This window comes from Streptomyces sp. NPDC001750, assembly GCF_042892615.1.
Taxonomy (GTDB): Bacteria; Actinomycetota; Actinomycetes; order Streptomycetales; family Streptomycetaceae; genus Streptomyces.
The window spans coordinates 1-22,492 of the sequence record NZ_JBIAUE010000051.1 but is presented as its reverse complement, the minus strand read 5'-3'; the positions used below and the strand labels follow the sequence as shown (position 1 = coordinate 22,492).

The window sequence follows — 22,492 nt, the reverse complement described above, 5'->3', positions numbered from 1 at the left end:
GGATGCGGAGGGCGTACCTTCCCGGGTGATCGACTCAAGGTCACCGAGTAGGCCCGCGCTGCGAACGCGGGCTGGGAAGGCACGCCTGTGCTCAGCGTAGTCAATGAAGACGGCACGACCGAGACTGGTTCCCTGATCGATGAGATCGTCCGGGAGGGCGCTCGGCGGGTGCTGGCCGCCGCACTGGAAGCCGAGGTTGAGCAGTACATAGCCGAGCTCGCCGGGCGGCGCGACGAGGCCGGCCGTCGGCTGGTGGTCCGCAACGGCCGACACCGGCCGAGGACAGTGATCACGGCCGCCGGGCCCATCGAGGTGTCGGCGCCACGCGTGAACGACAAGCGGATCGACGAAGCGACCGGTGAGCGCGAGCGGTTCTCCTCGAAGATCCTGGCACCTTGGTGCCGGAAGTCGCCCAAGGTAAGCGAGGTCCTGCCGCTGCTCTACCTCCACGGCCTGTCCTCGGGCGACTTCGTGCCCGCCCTCGAGCAGTTCCTGGGCAGCGCGGCCGGTCTGTCATCGGCGACGGTGACCCGGCTGACGAAGCAGTGGACCGCGGAGCATGCCGCCTTCCAGCGCCGTGACCTGGCGGAATCCGATTACGTCTATGTCTGGGCCGACGGCATCCACCCCAAGATCCGCCTGTCCCAGACGCGTTCCTGCCTGCTGGTCTTGATGGGCGTCCGCGTGGACGGGAGCAAAGAACTGATCGCGGTCGCCGAGGGGCTGCGGGAGTCCATCGAGTCCTGGGCGGACCTGCTGCGGGACTGCCGCCGGCGCGGCATGCGCGACCCGATGCTCGTTGTCGGCGACGGAGTGATGGGCCTGTGGCGAGCTCTGGCCGAGGTATTTCCGCAGGCCAGGCACCAGAGGTGCTGGGTTCAGAAAACCCGCAACGTGACGAACGCGCTGCCGAAGTCCGCGCAGCCCGGCGCGAAGAAGGCCCTGCAGGAGATCTACAACGCCGAGGACCGTGCGCACGCAGAGAAGTCGATCGTCGCGTTCGAGAGGACGTACGGGGCGAAGTGACCGAACGCGGTGAAGAAGATCACCGGCGAGGTGGACGAGCTGCTGGCGTTCTACGACTTCCCGGCCGAGCAATGGATCCACCTGCGGACCACGAACCCGATCGAGTCGACGTTCTCCACCGTCAAGCTCCGGACCAAGGTCACCCGCGGCGCCGGCAGCCCGGCCGCCGCCCTCGCGATGGTCTTCAAACTCGTCGAGTCCGCCCAGACACGCTGGCGCGCGATCACCGCACCCCACCTCGTCGCCCTCGTCCGAGCCGGCATCAGGTTCGAGAACGGCGTCCTCGTCGAGCGCGAGAAGGGCGCTGCCGCCTGACCGCGCATCACCGGATCGGTAGCGCGGGACACGAACGCTCGAGAGGGCGGTTCGGTGGGGTCCCTATCATCGGTGTATGCACGTTGAGCCTTACACGGTCGTCGTTTCCGATGCGGTCCTGGACGATCTGCGCGATCGGATCCTGCGCACGCGCTGGCCGGATGGGGCGCCCGGAGAGCCTTGGAGCCAGGGCGTCGACCGGGAGTACCTGCAGGACCTGCTCGCCTACTGGGCCGACGGTTTCGACTGGCGGGCACAAGAACGTGCACTCAACCGCTACGAGCACCGCATGGCCGAGATCGACGGCGTACGCATTCACTTCGTGCATCATCGCGCACCCGGCGGCGGGATCCCGCTGGTCCTGACGCATGGCTGGCCCAGCACGTTCGTGGAGATGCTCGGCCTGGTCGACCGCCTCGGCGACCGGTTCGACCTGGTGGTGCCGTCACTGCCCGGCTATGCCTTCTCGCAGCGCCCACCCCGCGTGGGCGTCGACCGGGAGTTCGTCGCCGGCCTGTGGCATCGGCTCATGCAAGGGCTCGGGTACGAGCGGTACGGCGCCTGCGGCGGCGACTTCGGCGCCGGGATCGCCACCCACATGGCGCTGTCCCAGCCCGACCGGATGATCGGCATCCACCTGAGCACGGCAGAGATGTCGCCGTACACCGGACCGGATGCGCCGCCGCTGTCCCTTGCAGAGCTGGCGTACGTCGACCACACTGCCCGCTGGGACGAGACCGAGCGTGGGTACAGCGCAGTGCAGTCCACCCGGCCGCAAACGCTGGGATACGGGCTGAACGACTCTCCCGCGGGCCTCGCCGCCTGGGTGCTGGACAAGTGGCGCTCTTGGTCGGACAGTGGCGGCGACCTCGACGCCACGTTCGGCCGTGACGCGCTCCTCACCATGCTGACCATCTGGTGGGCTTCGAACTCCATTACCTCGTCGATGCGCGACTATTACGACAACCGCTGGCACGGCACGGCACTCGGGCCAGATGATCTGGTGCGGGTACCGACCGCGATGGCAGTGTTCGCCAACGAGCTCGTGCCCGAAGGAGAACCACCGCGCTCTTGGTACGAGCGGCTCTACCAGGTGCGGCGCTGGACGGTTTTCCCACGCGGGGGGCACTTCGCGGCTGCCGAAGTGCCGGACATGCTCGCCGGCGACATCGCAGAGTTCTTCACCGAGTCACGATAGGCATCGCGGAGCAGCCGCGGCGAGGAATGATCGGCTGGCCTGACTCGGATCGGAGCCGCTAGAAACCGAGGCCACTCAGGAGATCGCACCACACGCAGTCCACAACTCTTGACAATTACTCGTGAAATCCCTGACTACGCGCCTGTACTACCCCGGCGGCCAAGTCGAGCACGTCACCCCACAGGTCCGCGCCGACGTCCACGCCGCGATCACCACGAGCCTGGAGCGGGACTGGCCGCCCTACATCCAGGGCCTCATCGACCGCGGCGCCCTCCAGACCCAGTAGCACCGCATCGCTCCCGCCTCGGGCCCGGCCACCCCGGCCGAGCCCGACGCCGTCTCCGCACCCCGTTGTCGGTGCCGGCTGGAAGGCTGGTCGGATGAACGGTGACGAGCAGCTGCTGACCGGTCGCGTCTACGGCGCGGACCACGACGACCCGAACCCCGGCCCGCTCCCGCACCGGACCTACGCCGAACTGGTCGGCGGCCCGCTGGACGGCCTGCTGCTCGACATCCACGGCTGGCGCACCGAGGAAGTCGACGACGGCGTCGCCCTGACCACCGAGCTGTCCCGGTGGCCCGGCGGCCGGGCGCTGTACGACCCGCAGCCCGGCGAGCCCCGCACTTCCGGCCCCGGCGTCAGCTGCCGCTTCTACTACTCCGGCGACACGCCCTGACCCCGGCCGCCGGCCCCGGCGCCCGGGGTGCCCTCGGTCAGCTGGGCGGCGGTGTTCTCGATCCACAGCAGCGTCCACTCGACTCCGGCCCGCCACCCGGGTTCCGCGCTGTCGTACCGGCCTTCGGCGTCGGCGCGGATGTTGGCGGCAAGGGCGCGCAGATCCTTCTGCAGTCCCTGCCGCTTGGCCGCATCCATGGCCTGGATCATCTCGTCGGTGATGTCACCGGGTCGCAGTGCGCTCATCGCCCCACCTTGGACGACGTCCCCCGCTGATGGCCATATCTCCAGGGCGCTGACCTGTGACGGGTGGTGGCGATAGCGTCCTGCCTCATGACCACCACCGACACGATCGCGGCCCTGGCGCTGGCCGTCGCGGTCGTCGCTGCCGTTGCCGCCCTCGGCTCCTGGAGAGCCGCGCGCAACGCCAACGGGGCCGCGCAGACCCTGTCCCGGATCGAGCAGCAGCGCCTGCACGCCGACCTCACCCCGCACTTCCGCTGCACGGTCGTGGCCAACGAGGCCCGCTCCACCGCCATGCTGAGGGTCCACCTCGAAGGCCCGCCCGGCTTGCTGTCCCACGGCACCATCGAGATCACCGCGTCCCTGCGCAACGACAACCCGCACCGCGGCGACGGGCCCCAGCTCGCCGGCGCTCCGACTCCCGAAGAGGTCCGCGCCCACATCTGGGGGCCGTGGAAGTTCAGCGCGGACGGCCGCGACGACACCGGCCGGACGGTCGCCCCGCAGCAGCTGGCGATCGGCGAGTGGACGCGATACGGCCTGACCCCCACCACCCCGCCGCCCTGGTCGACGACCACCACGGACGTCTGGCACCGCGACTACGCGAACGAGCCGGTGCGCCTGAGCATCACCGCCAGGTCCAAGGGCAGCGAGTGGACCGTGCCGCTGGAAGTCCCCGTCACCATCGAGACCGGCTCCTGACCACGGCAGGTCAGGAGCCGGTGATGTGGTCGAAGCCGCTCAGCAGCGGCGTCAGCTCCTGAGTTATGTAGCTTTCTTTGCTTGTTGTTGACTCGACCCCTGGTGAACACGATGACGCAGGCCAGCACCCACGAACGACGGGCGCTGGCCTGCAACAGTTCAGAGGGATCGCCGTTGCCCGGCTTCAGTGGGCCAGGGCAAGAGCTTCTGGCAGTCCTCCGCAGTGTGCTCGAAGTGGTGGTCACCCCGGGTGGTGGCCGACCCCAATGCTGGCTGCGGTCAGCAAGAGCTTGATGACCGCGAGGGCCGCGCGGCCCCCCGGGGTGTCGAGCCAGGTCCCGGTTGCGTTGAGCCCTCGCTGGAACCTCGCCCCGAAACGGTTCTTGCGTGGTGCCTTCTCCGCCTGGCGGCGGTTGGACGGGTGGAGCATCAGTCTCCTCCTCGCGGGCTGACAGCCCATCTGGTTGGCTGGCGGGACAACACCGCAGGGGAATCCGCGGCAGTTAACCCGCTCGCAGAGGACTGCGCCGCAGTTAACCCGCTCGCAGGGGACTGCGAACACGACGACGGGAAACCCTTACCGGGGGCTCTCCCGGTCGCACTCCGGTCCAGCTCAGAGAGGTCAGCGCCCTCTTCGAGGAAGTTGAGCAGGTCGTCGGGCGGATCGATATCGCTCTTGTCTAATTCGTCGATGAGCAGCACTTGAGATGGATGACGCTCCCCGATGTCCAGGTCGGCCTTTGGTGCAGCCGTTCAGGGTGTGCTGTCCGGCCTGCGCATCGGGACAACGCGTGCATCGACGTCGCGGCCGCTCAGGGCGGCGTTCTCCAGTGCGAGGAGGTTGATCGCGGCAGCATAGACCTGGAGTCGTTCTTCCAGGTCGGCGCAGTGCTGACGGAGGTCGGCGTACTTCTTCTTGAGCTGCTCGTGCTCGCTGAGCTTGCGGCTGAACGCCTCGGGCGTGCCGTTCTGGGTCTTCACCCGGGCCTGAAAGAGCTCTTTCAGATCGAGGTGCTGGTGGGTGAGGTGCCAGCGTTTGACGTCGGCTTCGATGGCGAGCTGGGAGACGCTGAGGCGTCCGCTGGAGCGCAGGGGGGTGCCGGCCAGGAGCCGGTCCATCGCGGCGAGGATCGCGGTGCGGATCGGATCGCCGTCAGTGGGAGCGGTGTCGGTCACTGGTGGTTCTCCGGTTGGTGGGCGTCGAGGATCCGTTGCAGGCGCTTCAGTTCGTGGCGTTCGCGGTCGTGCCGGATGGGCGGGGCGAGAGGGTCGTCGACGACGTCGCCGAGTTCGCGGTGGTGTTGGCGGATGTGGTGGATGTCGCGGTCGGTGCGGGCGATGTTGCGGCACTGGGGCCGGCAGTCGTCGGTGTCCGGGGTGACCAGCGGGTCGTCGGTGGTTCCGCGTAGTCGGCATAGGGCCTGGGCGGGGTCGAGGACGCAGGTCATCCCTTGGCCGTGGTGAATCTGCAGGAGTGGGTTGCCCAGCAGGTCGCGGGCCTGGCGGTCGCTGGTGAGGACGTGGCCAGCGAACTGGCGGGTGGTAGCGGTGACGCGGTGTCGGTAGGCGTCGGCGGCGGGGCCGCTGACATGTTCGCCGTCCTGGAGGGCCTGGGCGTCGTCGGCGAGGATCTCCAGGCGGTAGAGCCAGTCCTCGAAGGCGTATTCGTCGGGAAACCCGGAGTCGTAGGAGCCGGCGTACCCCTGGAGCATTCGAGTATGGAGATGGCCGTACTGGATCGAGGCGGCCACCAGGCCGCGGGGGCGGCGCCTGATGAACCAGGCGAGGGTACGGCGGAATCGGGAGGCGGCGAGGAGGCCGCGCCTATCCGGGGGGATGACGTCGGCGCGGCCCAGACGCTGGCATTCGGTGTTGACCCAGGTGACGAACGCGGCGAGGTCCCTGGCGATCTGGTTGTCGGTGCGTGCGTCACCCCGGCGCTTGGTGTCGCGAAGGTGCTGTTGGTGCGGGGTGATCCGGTTCGGGAACAGCAGCGGGTGCGGGTGGAGGCGTTCGAGTACGGCGACGGCGCGAGCGACGGGCGCGATGACGACCCACGGAGCGCGGCGGGGTGCTCCCGTGGGGAGTTTGTTGCCGTCGGCGTCGACGGCGTTCTTGAAGTGGCGCCCGGTCATCAGCCACAGGCTGTTGGCGTTGTCGTGTTCGATGCAGCCGCGTCGCAGATTGAGCACTTCTCCGGGGCGAGCGCCGCTGAGGTAGGCGATGATCACGAAACATGCCGTGCTCAGCAGGCGGGCGAGCTTGGGTGCCTCATGGAAGGTGATGCCGTGCGGTCGCCAGGGGCGGCCCTCAAGTCGGCCGGTGGCCGGAGTGTCCAGGTAGGCGCCGTCGGCGATGGGGATGCCCGACTCGATCGCCTTGCGGCCGCTGGCCGTGAGCCGGACCGATTCCGCGCAGCCCAGGATCCTGCCGATGTGCCGCCAGTTGATCACCAACGTGCCGTCGGCGGAGGCCCGGCCCGGCAGTGTGCCGCCGTGCTCGCGCAGCCGCTCCAGATAGGCGGTCATCCGCGCGCGAATCTTCACCGGCGACCGTGTGGCACCGGTGAGTTGACGCAGGCGTGATTCCTCGTACTCGGCGTGGGCGGCCAGGATGTCATCGGCGAAGTCCTCGGTGAACCGGATCGCCCAGATCAGCAGGTGCTGCATGGTCAGCTCGCCGATGCGGGGCGTGCGGTTGTCCCGGTCCGCGCGGATCCGCCCGAACAGATCGCGTGACTCCTCTCCGCCCCAGGGCGGGGCGGCCGGCAGCCGCAACCGCGGCGGCAGGATGCCGCGGGCCGACCACATCCGCCGTACTTCGCCGACGCGCCGGTACTTGCGCACCATGCTGATCGGCTCGTCGTCCACGTCCCCGAGGTACTCATCCAGCAGAGCGGGGGTGACCTGGGCGAATGCGGTGACGCCATGGCGGTGCAGCCAGCTGAGGAACTCCTTGAATGCGCTGAACACCGTCAGGATCGTGGCAATGGCGGGGCGGTCGCCCCCGCCGGAGTGGCGCATGGTGCCGGGGCTGGGGTGATTGATCAGCTGCCAGATGTAGTACTTGGCGTCCTGCCGCAGGGGCCGGGGGATGGTGGCGAAGTTCAGGCTCTTGGCCCTGGCATGTTCCTCGAAGACCGCAGGGTCGACATACCAGCGGTCCTCGCCGAACCTGGACAGGGCCGAGATGTCGGTGCCTGGCCGCAGCGGGCGGTGCAGCAGCACCACGGTGTCAGTTCCGGGCCACTCGATGCCGTCGGGAACCGTGTCCCAGTCCGCAGCCAGCGGAGAGAGCGTACTCATCGAAGATCGAGGTCTCTGTTCAGGAACCGTGTCACCACGGCTCGGTCGGCGTCGGTGATGTTCGCCCGGGCGTCGGCAAGGTCAACCTCGTCGTGCTGCGAGATCAGGTCGGCCAGCTGGGCATGCGGCAGCGCGAACCGCTGGGTCCACTGCAACGGGGTCATCTCGGCTCGGCGCTCGGCCAGCCGGTCGTGGACCAGGACCTGCAAGGGCAGGTGGCGGGGAAGAGCGCGGGCGCAGGGGCAGCCCAGGCAGAGCATGAAGGAGGCTCGGCAGGGCTCACCGGGTGGGGCGTGGGGGCCGCCGCGGTGGTTGACACAGGCGTTCATGACCGTGTCCAGCTCTCCGGCGACCATCCGCTTCAAGGTGGTCGCGTCGATGCCGTACTCGTCGGCGACCGCGGCGGCGTCGGTGCGGGCCCGTTCCAGGTCGGCGCGGGTGAGGCGGGCCATCACGCCGCGGGCCCTCGCCTTGGCGACCTCCTCCTGAAGGGCCTCGGCGACAACCTTCTGGTAGGCGGCGAGATTGCCGCGGTTGCGGGCCAGGTAGTCGGTGGCCAGGGTCTGCTCGGTGTGCGCGACCGGCTTCTGGTGGAGCTCGACATAGGTGAGCCGGAGCAGCTCCAGCGTGACGTTCAGCGGGACAGGGTCGCCCTCGGCATCAGGCTTGTCCGCCATCAGGCCGTGCCCGCGTGCCCAGCGGAAGACCCACCGGTCCGTCACCTGCTGCCGCAGGCCGCGTCCGACCCTGCCGCCGCCCGTTCCGCTCCAGCCGATCAGCAACCGGTCGGTGCCCGTCAGCTGTCGCGACCGGGAGGTCAGATCGTGCAGCAGAACGTAGAGACCGAAAGGGGTGTGCAGCTCGTCGCGGGCCGAGACATCCTCGGGATCGGCAGGGATGCTGATCCAGTCGGGCAGATCACTCAGCGCCAGGCTCATGTGAGCCCGCCGGCCCCGACGCGGCTTGTGGGTCTCGACGATCGCGGTCGGCGTGGCGCCGGTGTAACCGTCGGCCCGGTGGTGAACCGCCGGGGTCTTGAGCAGGACGCTCTTGTTCTGCCCGGTCATCGCGGTCAGCAGGACCAGCCCGGCGGTGGCCTCCATGCCGGACAGGTGCAGCTGGCAGACGAGGTCGTCGATCGCTCCATAGTGGAAGACCCACCTGTGCACCACGTCCTGGCCAGCCCGCTGACCACGGGTGCAGGGCCAGCGTGGGACATCGCCGAACCGGTCGACGAAGTCCAGCAGTTCCAGCCGCCGCCGGTCCCCACCGAGTTCCTCGCCTTGCCGGAACCGGCGCAGGACCTCGCGGTTCGCGCGGATTCGGGCGGCTGCGGCCCGCAGATCCGAGCGTGCGGCATCGGCGATGCGCTTGAGCTCCTGGACGCTGTAGCTCTCCTTGGGGTTCTCCGTGCGGGGCCGGCGCGGGTTGCTCTCGCCCAGTTTCGCCGTCACCGCCTCGCTGAGCCCTTCGGCATGCTTGAGCAGCCGCTTGAGATCGGCCAGTTCGTCTCCGGCCCGGACGGCCTTGTCCTTGCGGCTGTCGAAGTAGCCGTCCAGATGCTCGGGCAGCAGGTGGGCAGGCTCGGTCGGTGGCCAGGCCAGGGTGGACAGGAAGCGGGCGAACGCCACCGCCGCCCGGTAGGCGGAGAGCATCGAATCCAAAGACGCCAGCCCCGCGCCGGGAGCCGTGCGCCGGCAAAACGCCATCGCCAGGCCCTGCCGCAGCCCTTCAGCGACCGGCAGAGCGTCGAAGCGGAAGTCGCGTGACGCGCTGCCGTCCTCAGCGAAGCAGCGCACCACCAGGTCGTCCAGCAGCCCGCGGGCCGTTTCGTTCTGCCGGCCGGGCAGGCTGGCCCGTCGTCCCCGCCGGCTCACCGGGCCACCGCCAGCGGATCGGTGTGCACCCGAGGATGCCCGGCGAAGGCGTCGGCCATGAACCTCTCCACCGGGAAGCCGTCGGCGTGCGCGAGCAGCAGCTCGACCTGCAGGTTGCGGAACGGCTCAAGGTAGACCTCCTTCGTAGTCTCGACCCTTCGGTGCCCGAGCATCGTCTGCACCAGGTGCCAGTGGTCGCCGAACTGCTCACGGAAGTCCCGGCTCTCCTCCTCCGTCAGGTGCCCCAGCCGCTGCGCCCAGAGGAGCTTGCCGACGGAGAACCACCGCAGAGCGAACGAATGGCGGTGCATGTGGGCGGTGCAGGAGAAGCTATCCAGCCCGAGGTCCTCGATCCGCGTGTTGGCCGCCTCGAAGGTGTGGTGCCAGCCGTGTGCGTCACGCGGCAGCCCGTCCTCGTTCAGCCACAAGGACAGCGGCTCCAGACCCTGCGGTGTCTCCGTGAACAGTCGCTTCCTGACCTGCGGCGAAAGGTCATTCCACACGGTCTCGACCATGCCGCCCGTCGCATCCGGAAGGTCGACTCCCTTGCCCTTGCGGGACAGCTGAACCACCCGCAGGCCGCGGACCGACTCGTAGAGCCCCGACTCCTGGGCCCGCCGGACCGCCCGGGCCCGTGCTCCCTCGCGGTAGGCGTGCACCCCCGACACGACCGCCCGCGGCATCCAGTAGGTGTAGCCGTAGCCGCGCTTGGCGCACTGATCGGCCAGCTCACAGGTGAAATACCCGCGGCCCGGTGCCGTACGAGGCAGCTCCGGCAGCACCACACTCGCCCACGACGACAGTCGCAGTCCCGTGCCGTAGAGCCCGTCAACGAAGGCGGCGTCCCGTTGGTCGTTGCGGCCCCGCCACCGACGATCCACCCGGCCGTCCAGCCCGCGGCCGCGTAGTCCCAGATCCCGCCACCGCCGGATCGCCGCTGGATCGAGCCACTTCACGTTCTCCTGCCGCCGGCCCCGGCCGTACTCCATCTCGTCGAACGGATCCAGGACCCTGTAGCGCTTGCCCGCCCAGCGGTAGAACTTCCGGCACCCGGCGACGTCCCGAGCGAACGACGACGTCCGCACCCTGCCGTCGTTGCCCGGATCCGTCAGCCGCCAGAACTGGAACTCCTCCGCGTCCTCCTCGGACGCCTCCCACCAGCCCCGCCCCTGCACCAGCAGGAAGTTCAACCACAAGGCCAGGGAGTACGCGTAGTCCCGGTTCGTCAGCTCGGACAGATTCCGCATCGTCGGCGATGCCAAGAACGCGTTCACCCGCAGATCAGGCAACCCATCCGGACCGAGAAGGAACCGCTGTCCGTGCCGGCCACCCAGCCGCTCCGCCCACGAGCGTAGATCCGGTGCGTACGCGGATAAGTCCCCAGGCACCGCCTGCGACGGGCGCTCCAGGTCGTACCGATACACCTGCCAGCCAACGGAGTTGGCTACGACGTCACTCTCTTCAGCAACAAACACTCGCCTACTACAACAGCTTTGCCGCTATAGAACCGCGGCGCACCCGCACAGCGTGCACAGCTGCGTCCCCGGGTTCTCCGCGACGTCCAGGGCCCGCTGGACATCGAGCAGCGACGCACCCTCGGGTGCCTCTTCGCAGTCCGGCGCGTGCAGCACACCGCGGGCCGGGCCCCGCCCCTCGCGGACCTTCGCCAGGACCCAGCCCGAAGGCCGGCGCTCCCCGAGGACCTCGCGGACCACCGACGCCGGCGGAAGAGGCTCGGTGGGGACCTGGTCGTAGTCGACGCCGTCGACCGGCCGCACATGGTCGGGCGCCCGGACCCACACCCGGTACTCCGCGGCCTCCACGCCGCCGCCCTCGAGATCCCGGTACGACGGCAGCCCCACGAGGTACACCCACCCCGTCCCGGTCTGCCGCCGCCTCCACAGCCGCGCCACGACCTCCTGCTCCGGCTGCCCGAGCACCGGGTCGGCGGGCAGCACGACCCGCACCGGCACCGGCCTGGCCGCGTCATCGGAGGGTGTGGTCACGCCCCCACGGTAAGCACCGCCGCTGCCAGCTCGATGAACGTCACCGCTCGGGCAGCTTGCGGCGAAGACCGTCCATCGCCTTCTTCACGTCCCCGAGCTGGTCGCCCAGCACCCGCATACGCCAGTCCAGGCGCTCCATCCGGGCAGCGGCTGCCAACGAGGCGAACGTCTGCGCCATCTGCGCCGCACCCGCCTCGCCCGCCAACGCCTTCTTGACGTACCGCGAGGCCATCGCCTCGTACTGCTTCGCGCGCTCCACCGCAGCCTTGAACTCGGGCGCGTCGTCGTCGTGTTCGGTCATGCAGCCCCTCCCAGGTTGATCTCTCCCCACCGTTGTACCGACCGCGGCTCACAGTCGGGGCGCCTGCGGATTTTCGGGCCGGAAAGTTGTCCACAGATCGCAGCTCAGGGCCCGTTTTTCGCCGCGCTCTATCCACAGGCCAGCCGCTTTACGGTTCGTGTCCGCTTCCGGGTGTGAGGTGCCGGGACGCAGATCGAAAGGGCACGGCCATGGCACAGACGAAGTTCGACAAGCAGCTGGAGAAGGAAGCTGACTCCCTCGCGCGCGGGATCGCCCGGGTCCTGGCCGGCAGGGACCTGGACGGGGTGAAGCGCACCGACGCCACGTTCTGGCGCGCGGGCACCCGGGTCCTGCCGAAGGTGGAGGGCAAGGTCCGGCGCCGCTCCTACAAGCCCGGCTGGCGGCGCTTGTCCTTCCGCCTCGCCCTCGGTGCGGGCGTCGCGGAAAAGTGGCTACCTGGCCACCCAGGACCTGGACGCCACCGTGCAGACCGTCCAGGAGCTGTGGGAGAACCGGGACGCGGCGCTCGCCGCGCTGGAGCCCGGCGGGATCGGCGCGGCCTCCGTCCTGACCGTGGGCACCGCGGCGTACATGGTCCTCACCCGCGAGCGCCGGGAGCTGATGCGCGAGTGGGTCCAGCCGCTGCACGACGCGATCCACCGGCCGCTCGGCCTGGCGGAGCAGACCGACCCGCGCCGCTACCTCCACGTCCCGAAGAACTTCAGCGACGACGACGCGGAGATACGCATCGACCTGCCCCGTCATCTGGGCTTCTCCCGCGACGTCGTCGCCGACCTCATTACCCAGAAGCTCGCCCTGGAGGGCGTGACATTCGACTGGCACCCCGAGGGCCGCAAGCCGTACGTGCGGGTGAAGAAGACCCGCAAGCCTCCGGCGAAGGCCCTCTTCAAAGACCCCAAGACCCGGGAGCTGGTGGCCAAGGCCAAGGAGTCCGCACCGATCATCGGGTTCGGCGCCGGCGGGCAGATCGTCTCCGTCGACCTGGACGCGGAGTCCCCGCACATCCTCGTCAACGCCTCCACCGGCGGCGGCAAGTCGGTGACCCTGCGGTGCATCGCCTGCCAGATGCTCCACCACGGCTCGCTCGTGTTCGTCCTCGACACCAAGCGGATCTCCCACCCGTGGGCGTCCGGCCTGCCCGGCGTGACGTACTGCCGCGACATCGCCGACATCCACGACCAGCTCATCGCCCTCGGCATGGAAGGCCGGCGCAGAACCCGCGTCGCCGACGACCTCGGCATCGACGCAGACCCCAAGGCCATCGGCCCGCGGCTGCTGATCCTCCTCGAAGAGGTCAACGCCACGATGAAGCAGCTGGCCCGCTACTGGGAGAAGATCCGCGAGTCCGGCGACCCGAAGGTCTCCCCGGCCATCGACGCCCTCAACGAGATCCTCTACATGGGCCGCCAGCTGCGCATGCACGTCCTCCTGGTCGCCCAGTCCGCCACCGCCCGCGCCCTCGGAGGCCCGGAGGTCCGCGAGCAGTTCTCCACCCGCATCCTGGCCCGCTACAGCGTCAACGCATGGAGGATGCTCGCCCCCGAGGTCCAGCCCGCGCCGAAGTCCACCAAGCACCACGGCCGCGCCCAGGTCGTCAGCGGCGGCAGCGCGCGGGAGACGCAGATCCTCTTCTTCACCGAGACCGAAGCCCGAGAGTGGGCCACCACCGGCAAGAAGGCCGCGGCCGCCGGCGGGCCCGTCCCGGTGCAGCTGCACAAGCCGCCCGCCGACTCCCTCCCCGACGCCGGGTCCACCACCACCCCCGGCCTCCCGTCGGTCCCCGAGCCGCCCGCGAGCGGGGAACGGCCCGCCGACGCCCGGAACCTCACCCCGGCCGCCGCGCCCGGCGAGCTCGCGGCCAACGCCACGGCGACGCCGCCGGCGACCCCGACCCCGGCCGTGGTCGACGACGACCAGGCGGTGGGGCTCCGCGAGGCCGCCGAACACCACCTGCCCGGCATCACCCTGGCCGCGCTGCGCTTCGCCCGCGCCAACGACCCCGCCTTCCCCGGCCCGGCCGGCAAGCGCGGCGCCGAACTCCTCTACCGCGTCGGCGACCTCAAGAAGTGGGCCCGCAACCGGCCCCGCGCCGCCACCGGCACCACCGACCTCGACTGACCGGGCACCGCCCGCTCCAGCCGACCCGACCCCTCGCCCCGAAGAGCACCCGGCTCACCGGGCACAACACAGAAAAGGAACACCCCAGCCATGTGGAAGACCACCAAGAAGAGCACCCTCCCGCAGCAGCTGCGCCTCACCGACCCGGGCGTCCGCGAGCAGCTGGAAGCACTGCCCGCCTCCCAGGTCCTCATCGGCCTCGGCACCGACCGGCAGCCGGTCGGCATCGACCTGGACACCGACTCGCCGCACGTCCTGGTCTGCTCCACCTCCGGCGGCGGCACCTCCACCGCCCTGCGCACCCTGGCCGCGCAGGTCCTGCACCACGGCGGGGACGCCCTGATCCTCGATGCCAAGCGCATCTCCCAACCGTGGGCGCGCGGCCTGCCGGGGGTGACGTACCGCTGCGACATCGCCGATATCCACGACGCCCTTCTCGGCCTCCGCGCCGAACCGGCGCGCCATGTCGACGAGCACGGCGAAACCGTGGACCTGCCGCACCTGGCAGTGGTGTTCGAGTCCGCCGGCCCAGCTGGCCCGCCACTGGGACAAGGTCCGCCAGGCGGGCGAGCCGAAGACGTCCCCGGCCGTCGACGCCTACGAGAAACTCCTCTGCGCCGGACGCGAGGCCCGCATCCACATCCTCGCCGGCGCCCAGAGCTACAGCGCCGCACTGGGACGCGAGCAGTTCTCCACCCTGCTCCTGGGACGGGTCACCCCCCCCGCACCTGGAACCAGGCGGCCCCGCAGGTCGCCCCCGTCCCCAAGGCCAGCACCCACCCGGGCCGCTTCCACACCGTGCAGCACTCCACCGCCCACCCCACCCAGGTCCTGCTCATGAGCGAGACCGAAGCCGCCGCGTGGGCCGCCGCCACGCAGACCGAAGAGCACTGATGCCGGATCGGCCAGACCGGGTCCTGCCCGGTCCGGCCGACACGCCCCCCTCGCCCCGAAGAGCGCCCGTTCACCGGGCACCGCGCAGACCCGCGTGCAGAGATCAGTTCGTGCCGTAAAGAGCAGCCGCGATTGCGGTACGCATCTCGGCGGCACTTGTGTACCGATCCTGGGGGTCAAGTTCGAGGGCCCGCATGATGATCGCCTGATACTCGGATGGCAGCCCTGGCCGAAGCTGGCTCGGCGGCGTGGGGTTCCCCTCAAGCGCGCGCGTAAGCATCTTGAAGACGTCGTCGCCAGGGAATGGCACCTGCCCGGTGCATAGTTGGTAGAACAGGACCCCCGCTCCATATATGTCGGCGGAAGGGGCGGGAAGCTGACCGCGGAAATTTTCGGGCGCTGTGTAGGCGGGCGTGCCGACTACGGTGCCATCTCGGCGTAGGGGTCCATACCCCTTCTCGGCGCCGATGTGGGAGATACCGAAGTCGAGAATCTTTACCGTGCCGCTCGGCGTCAGCATGATGTTGGCTGGTTTGACGTCGCAGTGAACCACCCCGGCCTGGTGAGCGGCCTCCAAGCCGGACAGCACGTCGTGGACAACCTCCGCGGCTTCGTCGGGTGACAGTGGGCTGTCAATGTCGAGCGCAGCTGACAGATCGATGCCCGGGACAAGTTCCATCACGAAGAACCGTCCGACCTCGCCCTCGACCACGTCATGGATCGCCGCCACGTTCGGGTGGTTCAGCCCAGCTGCCGCCCGCACTTCGGCCCAGAAAACCTCTCGTTCGACTGGTTCATCCTGCCCACGCGACCGGAGCGTCTTCAAAGCGACCTGTCGGTCAAGGAGACGGTCGTAGGCGACATGCACGGACCCCATGCCTCCGTGCCCGAGGGGATGAAGGACCTCATATCGCTCGCCGACGGGGCCCGGTTCCGCAGAACCTTGGGCAGCTGTTCTTGTGCTACGAGCACTCGCCGACATCGGAATCAGCCGGTTGGCCAGTCCCAGCAGATGCGTTCCAGGAACGGATCGTGGGGAAGCCCCGGGGGCGTGCGGCCGGAACTTGGGATTGCGGGCAATGACCAGGGTGCCAGCAGTATCGGTACCCGTGCGGTCAGGTAGGGGACGTCCCTGTTCAATCAGGGCTTCCTTAACCTGGGTGTAGGCGGCATCGATACTGATTTCTGCGGATCCGCCGTCAATGCCGTGAGTGATGACTTGGAGCAGTTCGCCGGTAAAGGCGGTGTAGGTTTCGCCGATCGGTGCGAGTGCGGGTAGGTCGTGGCGGGCAGAGCTGATGACTACTGCTCCCGCGGTTGCCACCTGTCCCCGTAGCACGTTGGCCGCGCCGGCCATCAGCTCGTGGGCTTGCCCGCTGAAGCAGCTGTCGAGGATCACCACTCGGCGTTCCGCGCGGGTCTGGATCAGCACGGACTTCAACCATGCGTACGGCAGGCAGGTCCACGGCTCGTCTTGCCGCGAGGCGGTGACCGAGACCGAGTACCGCAGCTCGCCGTCGAGATGGCCATGTCCGCTGTAGTAGACGAGCAGGGTGTCGGTCGCTTCGGCGGCCGCCCGTCGCACGGGGTCGATGAATTCGGATGGCTGCTTGGGGTCGCTGACAACCGTGCAGTACTTTGACGGCAGGCCCCAGCCTGGCGCTGAGGTGAAGAAGCCGGCGAGTGCCGCAAGGTTGTTCCGGACGGCAGGGAGGGGCGGCAGGTGGTCGTAGTCCGCAACGCCGACAAGGACCACCCTCGAGGACTCCGGGCAGGGGAGCGGCATCCCGGCGGCTATTCGCTCTCCAGCGCCTGGACGATCCGAGCGACCGCAGCCGGGTCATCGGAATCCACCGTCACCCGTACAGCGTTGTGTTCGATGGTAACGACCGGCGTCGATGGCCGGGTCCGACGCCAGGAAGAAATCGCCAGAGCCAGGCTGGCCGTCGAAAACCCGGACTGGGTGACCAACGAGATGACTTCGAGGGCCCCTCCCATCTGGCCCTCGGCGGGAGGCGCAGACTGGAGCGCGATGGTTGCCCCAGCCCTGGTCGTCGTGTCCTGGCGGAGCCACTGCGTGAGCTGACGCAGGTCCCGTCCCGGTGAGTCCCCATCCACGGAAATGCGGTACTCCGGCATGCTCGGGCCCCTCCCCTTAGTCCCGTCCGTTACGAGTGCGGACTGGACGCCCATGATAGGGCTGATCAACTGGAAACCGCCTGCTGCGCCCTCGCCGAAATCGTCCTCCAGGAAGCCGACCGACGCCTGTCCGTACGGCCCAAGGGAACCATCCGCTGCGTCCAGAGCCACGCCCGCCTCGTACGGGCCCTCTACGAACGCCTGGACCGCCTCGCAGGAGACCTCCCTGCCGTTCCGTAGCCCACCTTGCCGTCAGTAACGCCGTGCTGGCCAAGGTGAAGTCACCCGATCCACCCATGACCCGAGGAACAAGGCATACCCGACGCAAACACCTCGACCGGGGACTGACAGGGATAACCAGCAGACAGAAACGGGCGGTTAGGGAAAGATCAAACCTTATGGTGACAGCTCAGGCAATGGTCCTGAAGACGGTGGACGGCGCGAGCGCCCCGTTCATCTCCCACACGCAGATGGTGACGGCGCTGGCGGCCGCCGAAGCAAACAACCACACCGAGGTAGAGAAGGAGCACCTGCACGCACTCGGCGCGGCGATGTCCTTCCACCAGCGCAAGGGCACCTTCATAGGCTCATACCGCGGTGCCGACCCCGAGGCCTGGGCGAGCACCCCAGACCAGCTTTCGCCAGGCGTGCACGCTGTCTGGGCCGCGTACGCCGACACCGCTGCGCACCCGGCCGTGTGCGCACGGCTGCACCACCTGCTGTGGACGGTCCGGCACGGCGACCGCCCCATCACCCACCTGCAGGCGGCCCTCACCCACTACCGGACCATCGCCGCACCCCTGCTGGCTGACACCAGCCCTCACACCCCGACCAGCCGGTGGCAGGCCGTGGAGGCGCTGCGCACCGCCCACGACCTGGCCGCCACCTACCGCCAGCCACAGCTCAAGAGCATCATCACCGAGATGCTCGACCTCGTCGCCGTGGCGCTCTCCTGGCCCGAACCAGACCACGGCGTTATCACCGCCATGACCGAACCACTGCTGAAGAACAAGAACAACCACTCGCAGCTGCACCCACTGCTCCAGCGAGCCGTTGCCGACTGCCGCGACGGCTCGCTGGAGCAGGCCGAGTTCCTCAAGCACCTGCGCCGCACCGAGCCCGACCCGGACGCCCAGCACCGGATCAACGAGCGCATCGGCACCGCCTTGATCAGCCATGCCGAAGGCCAGGAAGGACTCGCACAGCTCATGGAACTCGAACAGGCCGCCGCATTCGCACGCGACCACGGACTCACCGACGCCCTGGACCGAGTCCGCCGCATCCAGCAGAAGATCAACCCGCAGAACCTGGGCCTTACCAGCGTCCGCACCCAGAACAACCTGCCGACGGTCTTCCTCAACACCGCGAGGGCCACCATCGACGAGACTGACAGCCTTGACCAGGCGCTGCGCACCATCGCCGTCACACCCCCCGTACTTGCCGACCCGGTCGACCCCGAACAGCACGGCCTGCTCCAACTGCCCTCACTGCGCCTGAACCTCAACGGGCCGCTGGTGACCAGCACCTCAGAAACGGACAGCCCCGCCGGCCAAGACCTCATCAACGCCCGGGTTTTCTCGATGAAGTTCCACGGGCTCCTCGTCGAAGCCCAGCTCGACCAGATCAAGGAGCGCTTCGCCCCCACCACCGACCAGCTGCTTACCGTGCTCACGCATCCCCCACTCGCACCGGCCGGCCGCATGCGAGGACTGGCCCGCGCCCTGCACGCCTTCTGGGAACACGACGACGACGCCGCCATCGCCCTCGTCCTGCCGCGCGTCGAGGGCCTGCTCCGCCGCCGCCTCCAGGAGGCCGATGTCGCGGTCATCCAGCACGCCCAGGGCGACACGCCGGGCCAGGTCAGCCAGCTCGGTTCCCTCATCAGGGCCATGCCGGATGCCGGATACCCCGAGCCGTGGCCGACCGCCTTCCGCACCCTGCTCGGTGGGCCCACCGACGGCATCAACCTGCGCAACGATGTTCTCCACGACCTGATGGATACTCCGTCCCGCCACCAGATCGCTTTGGCTCTGCAAGCCGCGCTCACCGTGCTGTTCCTCCCCCTCCCTGACTAGGCCCGCCGCCACACGGCTCGCAGGGGGAGCGGCCCAGGATTCCAGGGCCTACACGCACGTCAGTGCGACGCAGCAGCTCAGAGGCCCCGGGCATCGCACGCCAGTGCGTGTAGGGCCTGGAAAGCGGCGCAGCTGGCCCCGGACAGCGAAGGACCCCGGCACGCCCTGCGTCCCGGGGTCCTTCGCCGATCTCACCGCCGCTCACCAGTCGTCAGGTGCGCTGCCCACCCACGTGATCGGCTGGCCCTCGCTGTTGTGGCCCCAGTGCGGTTCCTCCATCGAGGTCTCGTGCCCGTCGGGCAGGACGCAGATCCGCCCCCAGCGGCCGTGCTTGCCCGGGCGCAGATCCCGGTGAGCCGGGCCACGTCGCCACCCGCCACGGCCTGGTCGTAGCGGTCCTGGAACGACTGGAGACGGATGCACAGCTCCATGCCGAGCTCCGTCTCCGCCGTCTCCACCCGCCCCCGCGCCCTGCACCCGAGGGTCGGACAGCACAGCCGAGACGAAGCCCTCCGCCTCCGCGAAGGCCCTGGTGCGGGCGTGCCGCCGCCCAGCATCCTGCACACCCCGCTCTTCCGCGGCCGCGGTCATCCCGCCGCTCCTTCCATGGCCGCCCACTCCAGCCCGAGGCTGGCCAGCACAGCGAGCTTGTCGACGGTCAGCTTCGCGCGCCTGGACTTGGTGTTCGACAGGAAGACTCCGAGCTTGACCTCCGACCCGTCCGGCAGCGCCTCTACGTGGGCCCGGGGTACCTTCACGGAGCCCGTGCGGGTCTTGTACTGCGCCAGGGCCGCCACGCCCTTCTCGAAGGCGCTCACGGGTGCCGTGGACGACCCTGTGGGCATGCCCGGCTCCGCCGGGGCCCGGGCCGGGACCTCTGGGAGCACGGTCACGGGGAGCGGGGTGACGCCGATGGCCTCCAGGCGCTCGCGCTGACCCTGTAGCAGGGCTGCCCAGACCTCGGGTCTGCGCTGCTGGGCCAGCCACTTCCCGATGTCCATGCCGTGCACGGTGAACCCGGGCAGGACTTCCGCCGGCCCTTCCTCGTCGCGCACCAGCTCGCGGAGCGCGGCGAAGTGCCGCTGCCACTGCGCCGGCCACGACGGGTTCCAGTCCTTGTCCAGGGCCACCAGCGCGGCCTCCCACTCCGGGTGCCCGGCCAGCGCACCGGGACGGCGGAGGTTGGACAGCCACTGCCCCACCGGCTTGTCCAGCACCGCCGCCGACCGAGGGGCGCACAGCGTCCAGTGCTGCTCGAAGTACACCCTCGCCGCCGCTAGATTCTCCTGGAAACGCGCATCGGCGGCCGACCAGGCCATGCCCAGCTTCTCCAACCGCCGGGCACGCACACCGGTCATCTGCCCCGCCCCGAACGCCCGCCGCTGCTCCGCGACCCACCGCCCCAGAGGGAACGCCCCCTCGCGGTGCTCGTACGGCACCCGGGCGTGCCCCTCGCGCTCGACGAAGTTCTTGAGCGCCGCCCAGCCACGAGCCCAGTCCTGCCGCTCCGTGTCGATCACGTTGAAGCTGACCCAGTCCGCGACCATCACCGGGTCACGCGGAGCCGCGAAGCGGAGCAGCAATCGGGTTTCCTCCTCGTTATCACCAGGCGCAGCACCGATGTATCTGGAGGGCTGCACGACGTCCTTCTGCGGCTCCTGCGGAATAGCCAGCAACTCGATTGCCTCTTCATCGTGAGCCCGCAGACCTTCCAATACCTTCACCAAAGGCCGGTACGAACCCGAGGTGAACATATCCTCCGGGCTTTCGTCAGACCGGAGGAATACCGGCACGATCAAAGAAGCGAGCTTTCCTTCACCGGGCTTCTGACGCAAAGCGCGGCCGATCGCCTGCACGATGTCGTGCGGAGCCCCCTTGGGGTCCAGCAGCGCCACCGAGTCCACAGCCCGGATATCCACACCCTCGCCCAACACCTTGCAGTTCGAGAGCACCGCCCGCCGGGCGGTGGAGCCGAACCCGCGCAGCACCTCCCGCCGCCGCTCCGGGACGTGCTCCCCACACAGCCAGTCCGCCCAGATCTCCGCCGGGTACTTCTCGGGCCGGTCGGCATGCAGCCGCTCGGCCACCCGCTCCAGGCCCTCCGCATACGCCGCGGCCTCTATGGTCCGATGGTGGAACGTGATGCACGTCGACAGGTTGTGCTGCTCCATCGTGTGCAGCAGCGCAGCCTGCAGCGCCCCCAGGCGCTGCCCGCGGACCTCCTCGGTGTGCCGTTCCTCGCCCATCAGCCGCTCCGGCGTCACGACCGGGTCCTGGAGCTCCAGGACGATGATCTGGTACCGCGCCAGCAGCTTCCGCGACACCGCCGATGCGAGCGAGAGCTTGTAGAGGACCGGCCCGAAGACCTTCTCGTCATCCATCGAGGCCGCCATCTCCCGCGGCAGCGGATCACGCACCCCCTCGGCAACCTCACGGTTCAGCCGCTCCTCCCAGATCCGCGGCGTCGCCGTCAGATACAGCCGGCGGCGCGCCGGGATCTTCGTCTGGTCGTGTATGTCTGCCCAGGCCTTACCCATCGACCCCGACGTCCGGTGCGCCTCATCGACACAGGCGAGGTCCACCGGGTCGAGTTTCTGGCCATAGGCGCCCTCGAACGCCTCCGTGAGCACGCCCAGCGACGCGTAGGTGGCGTAGATGGTCACCGGCCCCGTGGCGTGCCACAGCGCCAGCTGCACAGGGTTCGTGGTGCACCGCACTCCCAGGTGCCACAGCTCCGGATCCTCCAGCGGCGAGCACACCATGACCGCCGGCCCCTTGTGCCCGACGCCGCTCCACGCCTTCACGGTCTGCGCCAGGAGATCGAGGGTCGGCACCACCACGAGAACGCGGCCCTTGGGAACAATCCTTTTCGCGGAGGCCGCCGCGATGATGGTCTTTCCCGTTCCACACGCGGCGTGCACCTGCCCGCGCAGACCATTCCAGGGAATACCGCCCGGCGGGATATCGAGGCCGCGCACGATGGCGGCTACAGCCTCAATCTGATGGTCACGCAGTTTCACGGCCATTGCCGTGTTCTCCTTTTCGTGGAATGCGGCGCGTAATAGGAATGAGAGTCCGGCGTGGTGAGTGACGGGCCGGGGTGGTGGCATCTAGTCTCAGACTCTACACAGCCAGAACCTGTGATGCATCACCCCATGTAGCGGCTTCCCTCTGTAGGCTGACGCCTGGCCAAATCTCACCTGTGTGCAGGGTTCATAAGGTATGGTGACGGGGTATCCGGAGAACGTGATCGACTGGTTTCGAGGGCGGGGAGGGGTTCGGGTGGAGCGCAGCGGAGCCCATCACTGCGGCGGGCCGGCACCCCGTCAGGCCGATGGGCCGTCACTCTCGTTGCTGGGGTGGTGGGCAGTAATCCCAGGCTCTACACAGTCCCGCACGCGATGCACCTCCCCTTACCGCCAGCCCGGCAATCACGCTTGCGTGATTGCCCATCAATTCGCGCTTGCGCGAATTGATTCCCTTTCAGGATTCCGTTCACGGAATCCTATTCCGGCGCTTGCGCCGGAATTCGAATTGCGCTTGCGCAATTCGCGCTCTATGCCCCGGCTTGCCGGGGCATATCCCGCTCCGCGGGG

The 22,492-nt window shown here is 69.0% G+C and carries 18 protein-coding genes and 1 pseudogene; 8 read left to right on the top strand and 11 right to left on the bottom strand.

The features are described from left to right. Positions 1-87: 87 nt before the first annotated feature. From ACFYY6_RS36570 to ACFYY6_RS36555, 4 genes and pseudogenes are all read left to right on the top strand, one after another. Positions 88-1,341 (top strand): annotated as a pseudogene (locus ACFYY6_RS36570) (IS256 family transposase). Positions 1,342-1,417: 76 nt separating this feature from the next. Next, positions 1,418-2,539, top strand: coding sequence for an epoxide hydrolase family protein (locus ACFYY6_RS36565; RefSeq protein ID WP_386610250.1), 1,122 nt, complete (start codon positions 1,418-1,420; stop codon positions 2,537-2,539). A gap of 121 nt (positions 2,540-2,660) precedes the next feature. Continuing rightward, positions 2,661-2,825, top strand: a complete 165-nt coding sequence (locus ACFYY6_RS36560; RefSeq protein ID WP_386610248.1) for a hypothetical protein — start codon at positions 2,661-2,663, stop codon at positions 2,823-2,825. 94 nt (positions 2,826-2,919) lie between these two features. Further along, positions 2,920-3,216, top strand: a complete 297-nt coding sequence (locus ACFYY6_RS36555) for a hypothetical protein (protein ID WP_386610246.1) — start codon at positions 2,920-2,922, stop codon at positions 3,214-3,216. Here ACFYY6_RS36555 and ACFYY6_RS36550 read toward each other — a convergent pair. Then, a complete protein-coding gene (locus ACFYY6_RS36550) occupies positions 3,195-3,461 on the bottom strand; it encodes a hypothetical protein (protein ID WP_111339966.1) in 267 nt (88 codons plus the stop codon). The genes ACFYY6_RS36555 and ACFYY6_RS36550 overlap by 22 nt on opposite strands. Positions 3,462-3,548: 87 nt before the next feature. Here ACFYY6_RS36550 and ACFYY6_RS36545 point away from each other — a divergent pair, with 87 nt between their 5' ends. Continuing rightward, positions 3,549-4,160, top strand: a complete 612-nt coding sequence (locus ACFYY6_RS36545) for a hypothetical protein (protein ID WP_388653392.1) — start codon at positions 3,549-3,551, stop codon at positions 4,158-4,160. 241 nt (positions 4,161-4,401) lie between these two features. Here the strand turns inward: ACFYY6_RS36545 and ACFYY6_RS36540 are convergent, their stop codons facing one another. The 7 genes from ACFYY6_RS36540 to ACFYY6_RS36510 all read right to left on the bottom strand — a co-directional run bounded on the left by ACFYY6_RS36540 (position 4,402) and on the right by ACFYY6_RS36510 (position 11,649). Further along, on the bottom strand, positions 4,402-4,590 hold the full coding sequence (locus tag ACFYY6_RS36540) for a hypothetical protein (protein ID WP_386610242.1): 189 nt from the start codon (positions 4,588-4,590) through the stop codon (positions 4,402-4,404). 323 nt (positions 4,591-4,913) lie between these two features. Then, positions 4,914-5,336, bottom strand: coding sequence for a hypothetical protein (locus tag ACFYY6_RS36535; RefSeq protein WP_386610240.1), 423 nt, complete (start codon positions 5,334-5,336; stop codon positions 4,914-4,916). Continuing rightward, positions 5,333-7,465, bottom strand: coding sequence for a hypothetical protein (locus ACFYY6_RS36530; protein WP_389197486.1), 2,133 nt, complete (start codon positions 7,463-7,465; stop codon positions 5,333-5,335). Before ACFYY6_RS36530 ends, ACFYY6_RS36535 begins: the two co-directional genes overlap by 4 nt. Continuing rightward, positions 7,462-9,342 carry a hypothetical protein gene (locus tag ACFYY6_RS36525; RefSeq protein WP_388653398.1) on the bottom strand — a complete coding sequence of 627 codons (1,881 nt, stop codon included), beginning with the start codon at positions 9,340-9,342 and terminating at the stop codon, positions 7,462-7,464. Before ACFYY6_RS36525 ends, ACFYY6_RS36530 begins: the two co-directional genes overlap by 4 nt. Next, positions 9,339-10,589 (bottom strand): site-specific integrase, encoded by a 1,251-nt coding sequence (locus ACFYY6_RS36520; protein ID WP_388653400.1) that lies wholly within the window; start codon positions 10,587-10,589, stop codon positions 9,339-9,341. The genes ACFYY6_RS36525 and ACFYY6_RS36520 overlap by 4 nt, the downstream gene beginning before the upstream one ends. Positions 10,590-10,841: 252 nt before the next feature. Beyond that, complete coding sequence (locus ACFYY6_RS36515; protein WP_386610263.1) at positions 10,842-11,315, bottom strand: DUF6233 domain-containing protein; 474 nt, start codon at positions 11,313-11,315, stop codon at positions 10,842-10,844. 73 nt (positions 11,316-11,388) lie between these two features. Then, positions 11,389-11,649 carry a hypothetical protein gene (locus ACFYY6_RS36510; protein ID WP_384417847.1) on the bottom strand — a complete coding sequence of 87 codons (261 nt, stop codon included), beginning with the start codon at positions 11,647-11,649 and terminating at the stop codon, positions 11,389-11,391. Between the two features lie 429 nt (positions 11,650-12,078). Here ACFYY6_RS36510 and ACFYY6_RS36505 point away from each other — a divergent pair, with 429 nt between their 5' ends. Together ACFYY6_RS36505 and ACFYY6_RS36500 are read left to right on the top strand one after the other, a co-directional pair. Then, positions 12,079-13,788, top strand: coding sequence for a pRL2-11 (locus ACFYY6_RS36505; RefSeq protein WP_388968352.1), 1,710 nt, complete (start codon positions 12,079-12,081; stop codon positions 13,786-13,788). A gap of 90 nt (positions 13,789-13,878) precedes the next feature. Further along, positions 13,879-14,682 carry a hypothetical protein gene (locus ACFYY6_RS36500; protein ID WP_386610230.1) on the top strand — a complete coding sequence of 268 codons (804 nt, stop codon included), beginning with the start codon at positions 13,879-13,881 and terminating at the stop codon, positions 14,680-14,682. Between the two features lie 103 nt (positions 14,683-14,785). On the opposite strand, the gene ACFYY6_RS36495 is transcribed toward ACFYY6_RS36500, so the two are convergent. Together ACFYY6_RS36495 and ACFYY6_RS36490 are read right to left on the bottom strand one after the other, a co-directional pair. Then, positions 14,786-16,438: a protein kinase gene (locus ACFYY6_RS36495; RefSeq protein ID WP_386610228.1), complete on the bottom strand. Its 1,653-nt coding sequence runs from the start codon at positions 16,436-16,438 to the stop codon at positions 14,786-14,788. Positions 16,439-16,476: 38 nt separating this feature from the next. Beyond that, positions 16,477-16,992 carry a hypothetical protein gene (locus ACFYY6_RS36490; RefSeq protein WP_386610226.1) on the bottom strand — a complete coding sequence of 172 codons (516 nt, stop codon included), beginning with the start codon at positions 16,990-16,992 and terminating at the stop codon, positions 16,477-16,479. Between the two features lie 227 nt (positions 16,993-17,219). Between ACFYY6_RS36490 and ACFYY6_RS36485 the strand changes: the two genes are divergently transcribed. After that, positions 17,220-18,896 carry a hypothetical protein gene (locus tag ACFYY6_RS36485; RefSeq protein WP_386610225.1) on the top strand — a complete coding sequence of 559 codons (1,677 nt, stop codon included), beginning with the start codon at positions 17,220-17,222 and terminating at the stop codon, positions 18,894-18,896. Between the two features lie 587 nt (positions 18,897-19,483). Here ACFYY6_RS36485 and ACFYY6_RS36480 read toward each other — a convergent pair. Next, on the bottom strand, positions 19,484-21,922 hold the full coding sequence (locus ACFYY6_RS36480) for a Helicase associated domain protein (RefSeq protein WP_388653411.1): 2,439 nt from the start codon (positions 21,920-21,922) through the stop codon (positions 19,484-19,486). Positions 21,923-22,492: the final 570 nt, after the last annotated feature.